Genomic DNA, 16,256 nt, shown 5'->3' on the forward strand with positions numbered 1-16,256 from the left:
ACCCTCCTGATTTAAAACGGAATTGTCCCTCTGTATGAATAGTTCCCCCGTTGTGCCGCTTCTGAATATCGTCGCCGACGAAAATATTCCCGGCCTGGATCGCTGGTTTGGCGATCTGGGCACTATTACCCGCGTCCCCGGCCGCACCGTAAGCCGGGAGCAGTTGGCAAGTGCGGATGTTCTGCTGGTACGTTCCGTCACGGAAGTGAATGAAGCGTTGCTCACGAACACGCCGGTGCAATTTGTCGGCAGTTGTACCATCGGCACCGATCATCTGGATATCGGGTGGCTGGAGGCTCAGGGTTTTGCCTGGAGTGCGGCGCCCGGTTGTAACGCCAACTCTGTTGTGGAGTATGTGTTCTGTGCTCTGGCAGCGCTGGATATTGACTGGCGCGCGCGCAGCTTCGGTATTATCGGGTGCGGCAATGTCGGCGGCTCCCTGCAGCGCAAGCTGCATGCACTGGGTATATCCTGCAAAATTTATGATCCTTGGAAAACCGACAATCCGGATAGCGCAAGCCTCGATACGGTGCTGCAACAGGACGTGATTTGCCAGCATGCACCGCTGGTGAAAGGCGGGCCGCATCCCAGCCTGCATATGCTGGATGGCCAGGCACTGGAAAGTATTCGCCCAGGCTCCGTACTGATCAGCGCCGGCCGCGGTGCCGTAATTGACAACCGAGCCCTGCTGACACTGCGCGAGCGTGAGCAGAAATTCACCACGGTTCTGGATGTATGGGAAAACGAGCCGGATATCAGTCTGGGTCTACTGGATTCCGTCGACCTGGGCAGCCCGCATATCGCCGGCTACAGTCACGATGGCAAACTGGCCGGCACGCGTATGGTGCGTGAAGCGCTCGACCGTGCGCTGGGTTTGCCGGGTGTGACTGCCACTGAGTCATCGCAAGCGGATACGACCCCGCTTGCCACGGAGCAATCGGGATTCACCGCGATCCGCGAGCTGCTGCTCTCCATGTATGACCCGCGGGAAGACGACGCCCGCCTGCGCGCTGCGGCAAATGAAGCCGATAGTGGTGGTGAGCCCATACAGAGCGCGTTTGATCAGCTGCGCAAGCAGTACCCGAAGCGCCTGGAGTTTTCCCACTACCAGCTGGCGCAAGCGCCCAATCTTGACGACGTCACACGCAATCAACTGGCCATTCTGGGGCTCAAGTGAAACTGAAAAAACTCGGACTCATTATCAACCCCTGGGCGGGTGTCGGCGGTCCCGCAGGTCTGAAGGGCAGTGACGGCGCCGAGACCGTGGCGCGCGCACTCGCCGCCGGTATTGAACCCCAAGCGCACAAGCGCGCTGCCATTGCGCTCGCGGCGCTTCAGCCATTCAATAATGCGCTGCAAATTGTCACCTTCGCCGGTGATATGGGAGAGCAGCTCGCGACCGGGCTCGGGTTCAATGTCGAAGTGGTCGGCGAGGCTGCGGGTGATCGCTCAACGCCCGAAGATACTGAGCGCGCAGCAACGGCGATTCGAGAAGCCGGTGCAGACCTGATTGTATTTGCTGGTGGCGATGGTACGGCGCGCAATATGGTCAATGCCCTTGGCGATGCCTTCCCTGTGCTGGGGATTCCCGCCGGCGTCAAAATGCATTCCGCCTGTTTTGCCATTTCTCCCCGCGCCGGCGGCGAAGTGTTGCGCCGGTTGATGGCCGGTGAGCTGGTGGACCTGCATCAGCACGAGGTGCGGGATATTGATGAAAAGTCTTTCCGCGAGGGCAGGGTAAGCACCCGTTACTACGGTGAGCTTCTGGTGCCGGAAGAAGGCCATTTTCTGCAGGCGGTAAAAAATGCCGGGCGCGAAGTAGAGGAGCTTGCAGTTGCGGATATCGCCGCGCAAATCGTGGAAGAAATGGACGAGCTGGATCCCGATACCCTCTATGTTTTCGGCCCCGGTTCCACCACCCTCGCGGTGCTGGGCGAGCTCGGCGGTGATGGAACCATAGAAGGAACCCTGCTGGGGGTGGACCTCTGGCGGAAAGGCGCACTGCTCGCCGCCGACGTCAATGCGCCGCAGATCAATGACGCGATAACCCGGCACCGCGAAAGCGACCATGAGCGCCCGGTAAAAATTATCCTCACCGCTATCGGCGGCCAGGGGCATCTGATTGGCCGCGGTAACCAGCAGCTGAATCCGTCCGTGCTGAAGGCGGTGGGTCGCGACAATCTGATGGTGATCGCCACCAAAACCAAAATAACCGAACTGGGCGGCCGCCCGCTGTTAATCGATAGTGGCGACCCGCAACTGGATGAGGCCTGGAGTGGCTTTGTGCGTATTGTGACTGGCTACCGCGACGAAATTCTTTACCCGCTATCTGGCGATGGCAGTGGCGAAGCGCCCGCAAATTCAACCGTGAGTGATTGATATCTTGAATTGGGAATCTCTGCTGCAGGAAGTGCGCAGCAAACTGACGGCATCGGACCCGGGTAAAACGACCGACAGCCGCCGCTTGTTTCATGGCCGTGGCAACTGTTACCCGGGACTCGAACGCGTATGTGTGGATAGCTACTACCCCGCCATACTGGTGACCCTGTTCGATGAGCACGAAGGGGAAGATGCGCTGGCTGAGGCCTTGTGGTCTCTGGTGGAACCAGCCGGGTACTCCGGGGTGGCGGTGCAGCGGCGCTACGTGCGCAGGTCTCCGATTGAGTGGCACTGCGGTGAGCCCGTGGATGCACCGGTAGCGTACCGCGGTGATCTGAAGTTCCCGCTGACCTTTGATCACCAGAATGTGGGCTTTTTTCTGGATATCGAGCCTGGCCGCCAGTGGTTGGAGCAACAGGTGCAGGAAAAATCCGGCAAGGTAGGAAACCTGAAGCTGTTGAACCTGTTTTCGTTTACCTGTGCGTTTTCTGTGGTGGCCCGGGCGGCAGGCGAGCTGGAAGTGCTGAACGTGGACCTGAATAAGGGTGTATTGAAACGGGGACAGGCCAATCACCAGATCAACAATCTGGCGAGCAAGGGTATTCGCTTTCTGGCGATGGACGCACTGCGGGATTTCAGGCGCTACGACCGCCGTGGACCTTTCCAGTTGGTTGTCGTGGATCCACCCACGCGCCAGCGTGGCAGTTTCGATGCGGCGGAAAACTATCCGCGCCAGCTGGAATTGTTGCCAGGGTGTCTCGCGGACGAAGCGGATTTGCTGTTGGTGCTGAATTCGCCCGCCCACAGCGAACAGTATTTCAGGGATTTAATTGAGGCGGCGAATCCCGGCTACTCTGTGGTGGCACGCCTTCCACAAAGCCCGGATTTTCCCGATAGCGACCCCGATGCGGCGTTGAAAATGCTGCATGTAAAGTTCAGACGGGGGTAAATAACAAACGTGGGGAAAGCTTAGAGCGAGCGCATCAGCTCAACGACCAGTCCTTCGAGTTGGGGAGAAGAACCACTGCGCACCACCTGGTCCAGTTTCTCCGCATTACTCAACCCATCGTCCCCCCTACTCACCAGCAGCAAAAAGCTGCGGTGGGACAGGGTGGCATCTTCGATCGCTTCCTGGCGCACCAGCTGGGTGAAGTTGATATAGCCACACTCTTTCAGCCAGGTCATGGCGCCCAGGCAGGCCAGGTGCCGGGGCGAGTGCAGGCCGAATTCATCGGGCGTATCCGGTCCGGAAATATCTTCTACATAGATGGTGGCCGGAGCGGGAAACTGCTGGAACAGAGCCAGCAGTGTTCTCCCCGCATCGCGGTAAAAGTCGTGAATGTGCAGATCGTCCAGCATAGGCTCAAGTTTACAGTAGTTCTGTCTGCGCCAATTAGCGGGTGTAGCGCTCGAGGAAGTCGCCCAGTCGGCTCACCGCGTGGGACAGGTCATCTGCGCGGGGCAGGAACACAATCCGCAGGTGATCCGGTGCGTCCCAGTGAAACGCACTGCCCTGTACCAGAAGGATTTTTTCCTGGCGCAGGAAGTCGAGCACGAAGCGTTCATCGTTTTCAATCTTGTGGCGGTCCAGATCGATCTTGGGGAACATGTAAATTGCACCCTGCGGTTTTACGCAGCTTACCCCAGGGATATCGTTCAGCATGCGCCAGGCTAGGTCCCGCTGCTGGCGCAGGCGGCCGCCGGGCAGTACCAGATCCTTAATACTCTGGTATCCACCGAGTGCAGTCTGTACGGCGAACATCGCCGGAACATTGCCGCACAGGCGCATGGACGACAGTATATCCATGCCCTCGATAAACCCGCGCGCGCGCTGCTTGGCACCGCTTACGATCATCCAGCCAGAGCGAAACCCGGCCAGGCGGTAGGACTTGGAAAGTCCGTTGAAACTCAGGCAAAGCACGTCATCGGCGAGTGACCCCATGGGAATAAACTCGGCGTCGTCATACAGGATCTTGCTGTAAATTTCGTCGGCAAAAATGACCAGATTGTGCTGGCGCGCTACTTCCACGATCTGTTCCAGCAGCTCGCGCGGATAGACAGCACCGGTTGGGTTGTTGGGGTTGATCACCACGATGCCGCGGGTGCGCGGGGTGATCTTGGATTTGATGTCATCAATATCCGGCAGCCAGTCCGCCTGTTCGTCGCAGCGGTACAGCACTGCCTTGGCTCCGGTCAGGTTGGTGGCGGCCATCCACAGTGGGTAGTTGGGCATCGGCAACAGCATTTCATCGCCGTTGTTCAGCAGTGCCTGGGTGGACATGGAGATCAGCTCGGAAACGCCATTGCCCAGGTAAATATCATCGATGTCGACGTTGGGGACACCGAGATTCTGGCACTCGTGCATGATGGCCTTGCGCGCTGCAAACAGCCCTTTGGATTCCACATAGCCCTGCGCCTGGGACAGGTTGTAGATCACATCCTGGAGGATTTCATCTGGCGCGTCGAAGCCAAACGGGGCCGGGTTGCCGATGTTCAGCTTCATGACCCGGTGGCCTTCTTCTTCCAAGCGTGATGCCTGTTCCATGACCGGTCCGCGAATTTCGTAACAGACCCCGTGGAGTTTTTCCGACTTGTGAATATCCTTCATTGCTGTGTTCTTTGTGTGGGCTTCTTCTAAAAAGGGTTTGTGTCAGTCAACCAGATGGTCTCGGGAGGACGATCGGGCAGGCAAAATCGTTTCTACCAAACGCTCGGACCTAGTAGGCTGTGCTACATCTAGGCGGGTAACCGGCCGGACGAAGGGTGGGCCCCTGGATATAGGGGTGCTGCCGCAAAGCGTTTTGCCGGGCAGGGTAATGCCGCTGGGTACTGACTTATCAGGCAAAAAAGGAGTCACAGTATGGCAAAAGAAAAAGATGATAACTACTGGCGCGAACACCTGACCCCGGAAGAATTTCACGTTTGCCGGGAAGCCGGGACTGAGCGTCCATTTAGCGGTGAGTATTGGGATACCTTTGAGGATGGAAAGTACCACTGCCGTTGCTGCGGCGAGCTGTTGTTCCGCGCGGAGTCCAAATTCGACGCCGGCTGTGGCTGGCCGAGTTTCGATGCGGAAGCGGAGCAGGGTGTGGTGGAAGAGCGCGTGGACAGCAGCCTCGGTATGCAGCGTACGGAAATCGTCTGTGCCAGCTGCGGTTGCCACCTCGGGCATGTCTTTCCGGACGGCCCTACAGAGACCGGCTTGCGCTATTGTGTTAATTCACTGTCGGTAAAACTGAACCCGGACGAGAAACCCGAATAGCGGGTAGCACCGGGCCCTATAGGGGAGTTCGAACATGCTGCGATCCGGTCGTCCGCGCCATTGGAGCCGCTGGCTGTACCGATTCCAGTGGCTACTGCTGACCCTGATAGCGCTCACTGTGGTGGCGGTGCGGGTGGGCGTGCTTCACCTGGATACCTCATTCTCGGTGTTTGCGAGTCTGGGGCTCGCCATGGTGGCGCTGGCACTGTTATCAATGCTGGTTTTCCTCTGGGGCCTGATCCAGCGTCACTCCGAAGCGAGAACGGCGGCCCTCTGGGCCATGCTTATGGGCGTGATTCCTGTGGCGCTTCCCCTGTTTGCGGTGGGGCAGCAGAACCTGAGTGCGCCAGCACTGTACGACATTACCACCGACCTGAAAGACCCGCCCCAGTTCGACCTGCTGTTGTCGTTGCGCAGGAAGGGGGACCACAGTCCCGACTACCCGGGGAACACCGCGGCCGAGGTGCAGAGCAAAACACCATCCTATGCGGATATCCAGCCCCTGGTCTTGACCGCCCCGCCCTCTGAAGTCATTTCTCAGGCGGAGCGGGTCGCCCGCGACCTGGGGTGGCGTATCATTGCGGTCCAGGCAGGGAAGGGACAGCTGGAAGCCGTGGTGCGGACACCGATACTGGGCATCACTCAGGATGTGGTGGTGCGTATCCGGCCTGAGGGAGTACAAGGCGATACTCAAGCGGGGGAGGGGAAGGGCGCGTCAAACGGGGGCAGCAATGGTAAAGACGCTGCCGCTGCCGCAGCACCGGCCACCACTCGAGTGGATATGCGTTCAGCCTCGCGAACCGGCAGCCGGGATCTGGGCAGTAACGCGGACTCGATTCGTACCTTTATGCGGCACCTGAAGGAACGGGTGACCGATGGTGCCCAGGTGGCGCAGTAATAGTTGGCCAATCCGGCTGGCCATTTCTGCGGGTTTTGTGCACAGGTTATGTAAGTGCCTGTATGGAAAGGAAAAATTTGTAAAAAAGTTTTCAATCGGGTGTTGACAGCCCCCCGGCCCGTCCATAGAATGCGCACCACTTCTGAGGCACTGCTGATCTTTCTTCACCGAAACAGCGGCACCGAAAGAAGCTTCTGGGTCCCCATCGTCTAGAGGCCTAGGACACCGCCCTTTCACGGCGGTAACAGGGGTTCGACTCCCCTTGGGGATGCCACGCGGGAATAGCTCAGTTGGTAGAGCGCAACCTTGCCAAGGTTGAGGTCGCCGGTTCGAACCCGGTTTCCCGCTCCAATTTCCTACGTGTTGTTACAAAACATCCGCGTTTTGAAACAACACCTCGCGAAGGAAAAGCTGGCGAAGAATGTGATTCTGCTGGTTTTTCTCCGCTCGCGCCGGCAAGCCGGCGGTGGTGCATACATGCACCGCAAGGGTGCCGCCAAATTATTAATTTGGTGGCACGACAGAAAGTTTCTGTCCCCATCGTCTAGAGGCCTAGGACACCGCCCTTTCACGGCGGTAACAGGGGTTCGACTCCCCTTGGGGATGCCAATGCTGTGAAGTTGCCAAGGCAGCTTTACCACAGGATTGCGGGAATAGCTCAGTTGGTAGAGCGCAACCTTGCCAAGGTTGAGGTCGCCGGTTCGAACCCGGTTTCCCGCTCCAATCTTAAAAGCCGCTCAACGAGCGGCTTTTTTTTGCCTGTTTTTCGGCGAGTTTTTTCTTCAATGCTTTTCGGTTGCTTCCCCGCGGTTGAAATGTTGTCGCTGCGGGCGTTGAATAGCGCCTACCTTTTTCAGATTCAGTACTATCTATGACTGCCGCACTTTCCATTCGCGACCTCCAGAAGACCTACGACAATGGCTTCGAAGCGCTGAAAGGCATCAGCTTCGATGTGCAGCCTGGTGATTTCTTTGCCTTGCTTGGCCCCAACGGCGCGGGCAAGTCCACCACCATCGGTATTCTCTGCTCTCTGGTGCGCAAGACCGGTGGCAAGGTTTCCATCTTCGGTATCGACATTGACGAGAACTTCCCGGCCGCCAAGCAGATGCTCGGTGTGGTGCCACAGGAGTTCAATTTCAGTCAGTTTGAAAAGGTGTTCGACATTGTCTGCACCCAGGGCGGCTTCTACGGTATGCCACGCAAGCTGGCCGAAGAGCGTACGGAAAAATACCTGCGCAAGCTGGGGCTGTGGGACAAGCGCAGCACCCAGGCGCGGATGCTCTCCGGCGGCATGAAGCGCCGCCTGATGATTGCGCGCGCACTGCTGCATGAGCCCAGGTTGCTGATCCTGGATGAGCCTACCGCTGGCGTGGATATCGAATTGCGCCGCTCCATGTGGGAATTCCTGCAGGAAATCAACGCGCAGGGCACCACCATTATTCTCACCACCCACTACCTGGAAGAGGCCGAAAGCCTGTGCCGCAATATCGCCATCATCGACAAGGGCGATATCGTCGAAAACACCTCCATCAAGTCCCTGCTTAAAACCCTGAGTCGCGAAGTGTTTATTCTGGATACCCGCGAGAGCCTGATAAGTCCACCTGACTTTGGTGGCTTTGCGGGGCGTGTGCTGGATGAGCACAGTCTGGAAGTGACTATCGAAAAGGGGCAGTCCCTGAGTGATCTGTTTGTGCAGCTGAGCGCGCAGAATATTGCGGTCACCAGTATGCGGAATCGTGCCAACCGGCTGGAAGAACTGTTTGTCTCTCTGCTGGCAGAAAATCAGCAGTCGGCGGCTGAAAAGGAGGTCAAGTAATGAGCCCGCAATTAATCTGGACGGCCTTTTCTACAATTTTCCGTCGTGAGGTGCGCCGCTTTACCCGCATCTGGCCGCAGACCCTGGTGCCTCCGGTAATCACCATGTCCCTGTATTTTGTGATTTTCGGTTCGCTGATCGGCAAGCGTATCGGTGAGATGGGCGGATATTCCTATATGGAGTTTGTGGTGCCTGGCCTGATCATGATGGCGGTGATTACCAACTCCTATGGCAATGTGGTGTCTTCGTTTTACAGTGCCAAGTTTCAGCGCAGTGTCGAAGAGCTTCTGGTATCGCCCACACCCAACTGGGTGATTATGGCCGGGTATGTGCTTGGCGGCGTGGCGCGGGGCCTGATTGTCGGTCTCATCGTAACCCTGATCGCACTGGTGTTTACTTCACTCAAGGTCCAGCATATCGGCATTACCGTCCTGATCGTGTTCCTGACTTCGGTGTTGTTCGCACTTGCCGGTTTTATCAATGCGATTTTCGCCAACAGTTTTGATGATATCTCGATCATCCCGACGTTCGTGCTGACACCTTTAACCTACCTGGGCGGAGTGTTCTATTCCATCGAGCTGTTGTCACCTTTCTGGCAGGCGCTGTCAAAGCTGAACCCCATTTTGTATATGGTGAACGCTTTTCGCTACGGTGTGCTGGGTGTGTCGGACATCAACGTGGGGTGGGCGTTTGCCGGAGTGCTGGCGTTTATCGCGGCCCTGTCTGCGTGGGCACTATACTTGATGAGCCACGGTAAGCGCCTGCGTCACTAACTGAAGTATTGAGTGTTCGCTCGCTTGCAAACGAGCAATGTTGGATCGAGAAACATGAACCGAGAAGATTGGCAAAACCTGCCGCTGGGGCAGGAAACCACCTATGAAGCCAAGTACAACCCTAATCTCCTGCACCCCATACCCAGAGCGGTGTCTCGCGCGCAGTTGGGGCTGGATGGTGACGCTCTGCCGTTCAGTGGTGCCGACGAGTGGTGGGGCTTCGAGCTTTCCTGGCTGAACCCGAAGGGTGTGCCTCAGGTTGCGGTGGCCCGGTTTCGCTTCGCCGCGTCCAGTCCGTTCATGATCGAGTCCAAGTCGTTCAAGCTGTATCTGAATTCATTCAACCAGAGTGAGTTCGAGTCCCGGGGCGCTGTGCGCGAAGTACTGGAGCAAGATCTGAGCGCCGCCGCCGGCAGCGATGTTGCGGTGACGCTTTATGACGTGGAGAGTCCGGAACTTGCGGTGCACAAGCCCCAGGGGACCTGCGTCGATCACCTGAATATCGAAGCCCGACAGTATCAGCCGGATGCGAAACTGCTGAAATTGGCGGGCGTTGGTGAATCGGTGAAGGAAACCTTGTACAGCCATTTACTGAGAAGTAACTGTCCGGTTACCGGGCAGCCAGACTGGGCGACGGTGAGTATCGAATACGCCGGGCCAGCACTGGATCAAGAGGCGTTGCTCGCCTACATCATCTCGTTCCGGGAGCACCAGGATTTCCATGAGCACTGTGTAGAACGCATATACTGCGATCTACAGCAGTTGGCAGACTTCCAGCAGCTGACCGTGTGCGCGCGCTATACCCGGCGTGGAGGGTTGGATATCAACCCGTTGCGTACCTCTAGCGGTGAGATTCACTTCCCAGGCCGATTCGCTCGCCAATAACTCCTCTGGGGCGCTGTTGCCGGTTGGCAGCAGCGCCTGCGCGCCGCGAACAATTTTCAAGGTTTTCACCTCACCCGATCCCGCCATCTATATACCCTGTTCAGGGGTATGTCCTTCGTCCAACTGACTTCCTGTTGGCGCTTTACCAAAAAATACAGATTTCTTATTTCCGGTTTGAGGGGATTACCCCTCCGGTTACGTATGTATCTATTGTGCCAGGAATGCAAACGTAAATTCGCGCCGTTCCCGTGCCTTGATCAGAACTCCAAGACCGAATAAAAGAGCTGTTGGCAATGCCGTTGATAAAAAATGTGATCGGGTGTTTTTTCCTTAAGTGGATCGTCGCCGTTGGTTTCCTGCTTTCTCTGGGGCAGGCCCAGGCGGAAAGCGGCCGGTCGGATTACGACCTGGACAACGATGGTCTTATTGAGATCAACGATCTCGCGGACCTCAATGAGATTCGCAATGATCTGACGGGAGCCAGCCTTTACGGAAGTAGCAGTGGCTGCCCTGGATCGGGCTGTAACGGCTATGAGTTGACCACAGACCTGGACTTCGACACCGATAGCGACGGCAAGTTGAATGACGAAAGCTATTACAACAGTGGTAGTGGCTGGAGGCCAATCGGGGCCAATGATGATGGCAGCTACAGCTGGTTTAGCGCCATTCTCGAAGGCAACGGATACAGTATCCGGAACCTGTATATCAACCGCGGCAGTACCAATAATGTTGGCCTGATTGCGATAGTAAAAGGCGCGACCCTGCGCAACCTCCATATTTCCGGGAGTCTCACCAGTATCACCGGTGGCGTTTTTACCGGCGGACTTTTCGGCTTCTCCCAGGGTACCCCCGACTCGACCATCAGTAACTGCAGTATCAGCGGCACGATCAGCGGTAACAGCTTTGTCGGCGGATTTGGCGGTCAGGCTTATATCAGTAGCGTAAGCGACAGTTACGTGGATGCGTCGGTCACTGCAAGTGGCAGTTACTCAGGCGGCCTGTTCGGCAGCTTGCCATCGACTTCCGGCAGCACGATCGAGCGCACGTTTGCTCGTGGCAGTGTGTCTGGCGGCAGCTATACCGGCGGTCTGATTGGTTTTGTACCGAGCACTCTGACGCTGCGCGACAGCTACGCAGGTAACAGTGTTTCCGGTGGCCAATATGTGGGCGGCCTGGCAGGGGCTCTGAATGATGATGCAACCCTGCAGCGCCTTTATGCGCGCGGCAGTGTCACCGGCTCCGGCGATACCGGCGGGCTGCTAGGCAGTGCCTCCGGTACGGTGAGTGTGACCCGAATCTACTGGGACACTGAAACCACTGGGCAAAGTGGCAGCGCCGGCGACTACGGCAGTGGCCTGACCTCTACTCAGCTGCAGTGTCCAACTTCACCGGGCGACTCCAGTTGCCAGACTTCGGTCTACGCTGGCTGGCCTGCTACGCATTGGGATTTTGGTACCAGCAATCAATACCCGGTATCCATCCTCAATGGCTTGACCTTTCGTGATACGGATGGCGACGGCGAATACGATCCCTACGACTCCGACATTGATAACGATGACGTCGAGAATGATAGCGATGCTTTCCCCTACGATGACTCGGAATCGTCTGACAACGACGGCGATGGCATCGGTGACAATGCGGACACCGACGATGACAACGATGACGTAGAAGATGCGCAGGATGCGTTCCCGTTCGATGACACAGAAACTTCCGACGCCGACGGCGATGGCATCGGAGACAATGCCGACCCGGACGACGATAACGACAACGTAGAAGACGCGTTGGATGCGTTCCCCTACGACGAAACCGAAAGTGCCGACAATGACGGTGACGGCATCGGTGACAATGCCGATACTGATGACGACAACGACAATGTGAACGACGACGAGGATGCCTTTCCCTTCGACCCCACTGGCTCTTCGGCATCGGATGATGTGGACGTTGATGATAACGGCTTGATCGAAATCGATTCCCTCGTGGATCTCAATGCGATGCGCGATGATCTGAGCGGTAGCTCACTGTCTGGCATTACCGCCGGTTGCCCGGAAGAAGGCTGTATCGGATATGAGCTCACTCGGGATCTCGATTTCGACAGTGACACCGATGGCGATCTCTCAGACGAGGTTTACTGGAATAGCGGGAACGGTTGGAGCAGTGTCGGAACTTACAGCGCTCCGTTCGCCGCCGTGTTTAACGGCAACGGCTATCGAATTAGCAACCTTTATCTGGATCGCAATTCAGATTACCAGGGGCTGTTCGGGTACACCCAGAGCGCGACACTACTGAATGTCGGCCTCAATGGCGCTCTGATGAGTATCTCGGGTCAAAATTCTACCGGTGGGCTTGTGGGCTTTGCGGGCAATACCGTGATTGCCAGCGCCTACAGCACCGGGCCGGTCACTGGGCACGACAGGGTGGGCGGACTTGTCGGCACCAGTAGCTTGTCGCAGATCCAGGATTGCTATGCCACTGGTGACGTTCGTGGTACCAGTGATGATGTCGGTGGCCTGGTTGGGGTTGTAGGCAACAGTCAGATCAGCGGTTGTTATGCGACTGGTCAGGTTTCCGGTACCGGGGAGGACTCCTTTAACGCCGGTGGTCTGATTGGCAGCCTGATCGCCTCAGATATATCGAGCAGCTTTGCCACCGGTAAGGTGTCTGCATCGGAAAATGCTGGTGGCCTTGTTGGCTATGCCGCTACTAATGCGAGCATCGCCGCTACCTTTGCGGTGGGTTCCGTGTATGCCAGCGCGGATGCCGGTGGCCTGATCGGTTTAAATCAAAGTAACTCCGTAACCTACAGCTACTGGGCAACAGACACCAGCAGTCAAAGCAGTAGCGGCAATCAAATTGTCGAGAACGGCTACTTCGGGAAAAACCTGGTTGAACTGCAATGCGCGACGACGGCCGATGATTTCTCTTGTACCAGCGATACCTTGTACAGTGGCTGGAGTAGCTACCTTAATACTGACGATGCCCTTTACTGGGATTTCGGCACCGAAACGCAACTGCCGGGCCTGCGAATTAATGGCGTTGTGCACCGCGACAGCGACGGCGATGGTGTACTCGACGGTGATGATAGCCGGCCGTCAGACCACGATAACGACGGAATTCCAGATGCTGTCGAAGTCGATGCCGGTCTCAATGTGGCTGATCCGACCGATGCGGAAGGTGATCGGGATGGCGATGGCCTGAGCAATCTGTACGAGTACGAAAACGGATCAGATATCACCACAGACAGTGTCGCTCCTGTGATTACCCTGTCAGGCGATGCCAGAGTGATGCTGACATTCGGTGACAGCTACACCGATGCGGGTGCTACTGCAGAAGATGGCGTTGATGGTGACATCACCGGCAGTATTGTCGTAGTCAGCACTGTCGACACTTCGGCAGCTGGTATCTACAGCGTCACCTACGATGTGAGCGATGCAGCCGGTAATGCGGCCGACACCGTGATTCGTTCGGTAGCCATCGAGAAAGCCGCGCAAACAATCACGTTTTCCGCACTCGAGAATAAAACACTAGGTGATGGAGATTTCACCATCAGCGCCACGGCAAGTTCTGGCCTGGATGTAAGTTTCGCATCGACTACCGCATCAGTGTGTAGTGTGAGTAACACCACCGTCACCCTGACTGGCTTTGGTGAATGCTCGATTGCTGCTTCCCAATCGGGTAATGACAACTATCTTTCCTCGGAAGCTGTGACCCAGAGCTTTACTGTCAGCGACATGGATTCCGATGGAGATGGAATCGAAGACTACCTGGACGCTTACCCATTCGATTACGACAACGACGGTGTCAACGATAGCGACGACGCTTTTCCTTACGACGCGAATGAATCGGCAGATAGCGACGGCGATGGCACTGGTGATAACAGCGATCCGACTCCCAACGGTGATGACGCTGACAGTGATAATGACGGTATGCCGGATGCATACGAAGTGGAAAATGGTCTGGATATCGACGATCCCAGTGATGCCGACAGCGATCTGGACGGCGACGGGCTCAGTAATCTGGCTGAGTATCTGGCTGGCAGTGATATCAATGTCGACGATGTACCGCCTGTATTGATGGTGCCGGCAGATATTGAAGTAGTGTCGACTGGTGCAACCACCGCAGTGGAATTGGGCAGTGCCTTCGCAGAGGACGCGAAGGACGGAACGATCATTCCTGTCGCCGATGATATTGGCCCTTTCGTTCCCGGCCGCCACCGAATTATCTGGACCGCAGAAGACGCTGCTGGCAATAGTATCAGTGCCGAGCAGATAGTGGATGTGATTCCCCTGGTGAGTATGGCAGCCGCGCAAACCGTGGAGGAAGGTACTTCAGGTTCAATAGAGGTACTCCTGAATGGTGCGCCGGTGACATATCCGGTTCGCGTAACTTACCTCGTAGGCGGGACCGCGGATGGCAGCGACCATGGCCTGTTGTCGGGGAGCGTCGATATTACCTCTGGGCTGTCGGGCAGTATTCCGTTTGAAACCTTGAGTGACGAAATTTTCGAAGGCGACGAGACGTTGGTCGTCACTCTGGAAAACGCGAGTAATGCTGCTTTGGGCTCAGCAGCCGAGCAAGTGATTACCCTGATTGAGGGGAATGCAGCGCCCACAGTTTCCATCAGTCTTTTACAGGGTAACTACGCCGTATCCACCGTTTATTCGGACGCTGGTATGGCGACCGTGATTGCTGAAGTAAGCGACCCCAATCCGTCAGATAGCCACACTTTCAGCTGGAGTAGTGAATCCCTCGCCCCCGTAAATGGCTACACCAGCGAGAGCTTTACCTTTGATCCCAACGGTTTGTCCGGTGCCTTCCGCGTGCAGTTGTCAGTGGTTGATGTGGCCGGTGAATCTGTCAATGCCAGCCTACTGTTGAGTATTGAGGAAAATGCACCCGACTTGAGTGCGTCAGAAGATTCCGATAACGACGGTGTTAATGATGTGATCGAGGGCTATGGCGACAGTGACGGCGACCGTATCCCCGACTATCTGGACGCGAATGACGCGACGAACCAACTGCCCATGGATGGACTGGGCGCGCTGATTCAAAGTGATAGCGGTACAAGCCTGCGGCTTGGCGATGTTGCTTACGTTGCGGGTTTCAGCATCGCCCAGATTGGCCTTGACGATATCGACGTGCTGTACGGTGAAAGCCTGGCTGGCTCCAGTGGCTATCAGTTCTTGCATGGGATTTTTGACTTTGAAGTACATGGAGTTGTAGCCGGAGCCAGCACGCGCGTTGTATTGCCGCAGACAAGCGCGTTGTTTGCCGGTGCCCAGTACCTGAAATATAAGCAAGGTATTGGTTGGGTAGCGTTCAGTGAAAATGCGGGCAATAGCGTTTCCTCCGCCCCAGGTGAGCTGGGCGTATGTCCTGCACCGGGAAGTGCCGACTACCAACCAGGTCTCGCTGAGGGGCATTTCTGTGTGCAACTTACCATTGAAGACGGTAGCGCAAATGACGCTGATGGTGTTGCTAACGGCATAGTCGTCGACCCTGGTGCGGTTGGTACGCTCGCCGTTTCACAACCTGTTGTGTTCGTAGCCGTAATCCCATTGGAAGAGGCTCAATTTTCTGCAGGGGATGGCGAGAAAGTTGTGCTTGCCTTTACCCTGGAAAGTGATTCCAGTGATGCCGAATTGAAGTCGCTTGCGCTCCAGGCCACTGGCGAAATGGAAGAGGGTAGTGAAGTCAGCGAAGTGCGACTGTATCTCGATAAAAATGAAAACGGCCAGGCGGACGCTTCTGAGTTGATTGGAAGTGGCAGTTTTACCCGAGACGATGAGACTTTAATCGTTGATCTACCTTCGGCTATTCAGTTGCCCGCAGGGCAGATCAAAATACTTGTTACTTATCAGTTTTAGATCGCGGTGACAGGTTTAGTTTTCGTGGGTTCCCAACCCCTTTTGGGGAAACAGTCCCCCAACTGATTTCCCATTTTTTATTCAATGTTGCTCCGGGTTGTGCTTCTCAGCCCGGTAGCAGATTTCTTATCAGGAATTTCTAATGTGCTCAATTAGATCTGTTCGTGTGCCTGCACTTTTCTTCAGTTTAATCACTCTTGTATTGCTGGGTGGATGTGGTAGTGGCAGTGGTAGCTCCGGAGGGGATGGCAACGGTGATCCCGATCCAGCACCAGAGCCAGTGGTGAAGACATTTGGGGTGAAACTCAATGCTATCGAAATCGTGCAAGTCAGTAGTGGGGAGATGATCCCTGTCGAAGTAGAGGATGTTGACAGTGGT

The 16,256-nt window shown here is 56.2% G+C and carries 11 protein-coding genes and 4 tRNA genes; 13 read left to right on the forward strand and 2 right to left on the reverse strand.

The features are described 5' to 3' along the window. The first annotated feature begins 34 nt into the window (after positions 1-34). From ACXAG1_RS00275 to ACXAG1_RS00285, 3 genes are read left to right on the forward strand one after another with little or no spacing between them, the layout of a single operon-like run. Entirely contained in the window at positions 35-1,177 is a 1,143-nt protein-coding gene (locus ACXAG1_RS00275; RefSeq protein WP_475118597.1) for a 4-phosphoerythronate dehydrogenase, read from the forward strand. Next, positions 1,174-2,379 carry an ATP-NAD kinase family protein gene (locus ACXAG1_RS00280; protein WP_475093409.1) on the forward strand — a complete coding sequence of 402 codons (1,206 nt, stop codon included), beginning with the start codon at positions 1,174-1,176 and terminating at the stop codon, positions 2,377-2,379. The genes ACXAG1_RS00275 and ACXAG1_RS00280 overlap by 4 nt, the downstream gene beginning before the upstream one ends. Next, positions 2,372-3,328, forward strand: coding sequence for a class I SAM-dependent methyltransferase (locus tag ACXAG1_RS00285; protein WP_475118598.1), 957 nt, complete (start codon positions 2,372-2,374; stop codon positions 3,326-3,328). The genes ACXAG1_RS00280 and ACXAG1_RS00285 overlap by 8 nt, the downstream gene beginning before the upstream one ends. Before the next feature lie 20 nt (positions 3,329-3,348). Here ACXAG1_RS00285 and ACXAG1_RS00290 read toward each other — a convergent pair whose 3' ends face one another. Further along, positions 3,349-3,738, reverse strand: coding sequence for a hypothetical protein (locus ACXAG1_RS00290; protein ID WP_475093407.1), 390 nt, complete (start codon positions 3,736-3,738; stop codon positions 3,349-3,351). A 34-nt stretch (positions 3,739-3,772) separates the two neighbouring features. Beyond that, positions 3,773-4,987 (reverse strand): pyridoxal phosphate-dependent aminotransferase, encoded by a 1,215-nt coding sequence (locus ACXAG1_RS00295; RefSeq protein ID WP_475093406.1) that lies wholly within the window; start codon positions 4,985-4,987, stop codon positions 3,773-3,775. Positions 4,988-5,239: 252 nt separating this feature from the next. Between ACXAG1_RS00295 and msrB the strand changes: the two genes are divergently transcribed. The 10 genes from msrB to ACXAG1_RS00345 all read left to right on the forward strand — a co-directional run bounded on the left by msrB (position 5,240) and on the right by ACXAG1_RS00345 (position 15,877). Beyond that, positions 5,240-5,641 (forward strand): peptide-methionine (R)-S-oxide reductase MsrB, encoded by a 402-nt coding sequence (gene msrB / locus ACXAG1_RS00300; RefSeq protein ID WP_475093405.1) that lies wholly within the window; start codon positions 5,240-5,242, stop codon positions 5,639-5,641. Between the two features lie 34 nt (positions 5,642-5,675). Then, the gene (locus tag ACXAG1_RS00305; RefSeq protein ID WP_475093404.1) at positions 5,676-6,539 is read left to right on the forward strand and encodes a DUF1499 domain-containing protein; all 864 of its coding nucleotides are present in this window, start codon (positions 5,676-5,678) and stop codon (positions 6,537-6,539) included. A gap of 198 nt (positions 6,540-6,737) precedes the next feature. After that, a tRNA-Glu gene (locus tag ACXAG1_RS00310) sits at positions 6,738-6,813 on the forward strand. Position 6,814: 1 nt separating this feature from the next. Beyond that, positions 6,815-6,890, forward strand: a tRNA-Gly gene (locus ACXAG1_RS00315). A 182-nt stretch (positions 6,891-7,072) separates the two neighbouring features. After that, positions 7,073-7,148: transfer RNA gene (locus ACXAG1_RS00320), tRNA-Glu, on the forward strand. 38 nt (positions 7,149-7,186) lie between these two features. Continuing rightward, positions 7,187-7,262 (forward strand) — tRNA-Gly (locus ACXAG1_RS00325). A 148-nt stretch (positions 7,263-7,410) separates the two neighbouring features. Continuing rightward, complete coding sequence (locus tag ACXAG1_RS00330; RefSeq protein ID WP_475093402.1) at positions 7,411-8,355, forward strand: ABC transporter ATP-binding protein; 945 nt, start codon at positions 7,411-7,413, stop codon at positions 8,353-8,355. After that, positions 8,355-9,128, forward strand: a complete 774-nt coding sequence (locus tag ACXAG1_RS00335; protein WP_475093401.1) for an ABC transporter permease — start codon at positions 8,355-8,357, stop codon at positions 9,126-9,128. Before ACXAG1_RS00330 ends, ACXAG1_RS00335 begins: the two co-directional genes overlap by 1 nt. 54 nt (positions 9,129-9,182) lie before the next feature. Beyond that, a complete protein-coding gene (gene queF, locus ACXAG1_RS00340; protein WP_475093400.1) occupies positions 9,183-10,013 on the forward strand; it encodes an NADPH-dependent 7-cyano-7-deazaguanine reductase QueF in 831 nt (276 codons plus the stop codon). 293 nt (positions 10,014-10,306) lie between these two features. Continuing rightward, positions 10,307-15,877, forward strand: a complete 5,571-nt coding sequence (locus ACXAG1_RS00345; RefSeq protein ID WP_475118599.1) for a GLUG motif-containing protein — start codon at positions 10,307-10,309, stop codon at positions 15,875-15,877. The last annotated feature ends 379 nt before the right edge of the window (positions 15,878-16,256 follow it).

This window comes from Microbulbifer sp. ABE4_465 (assembly GCF_056160765.1).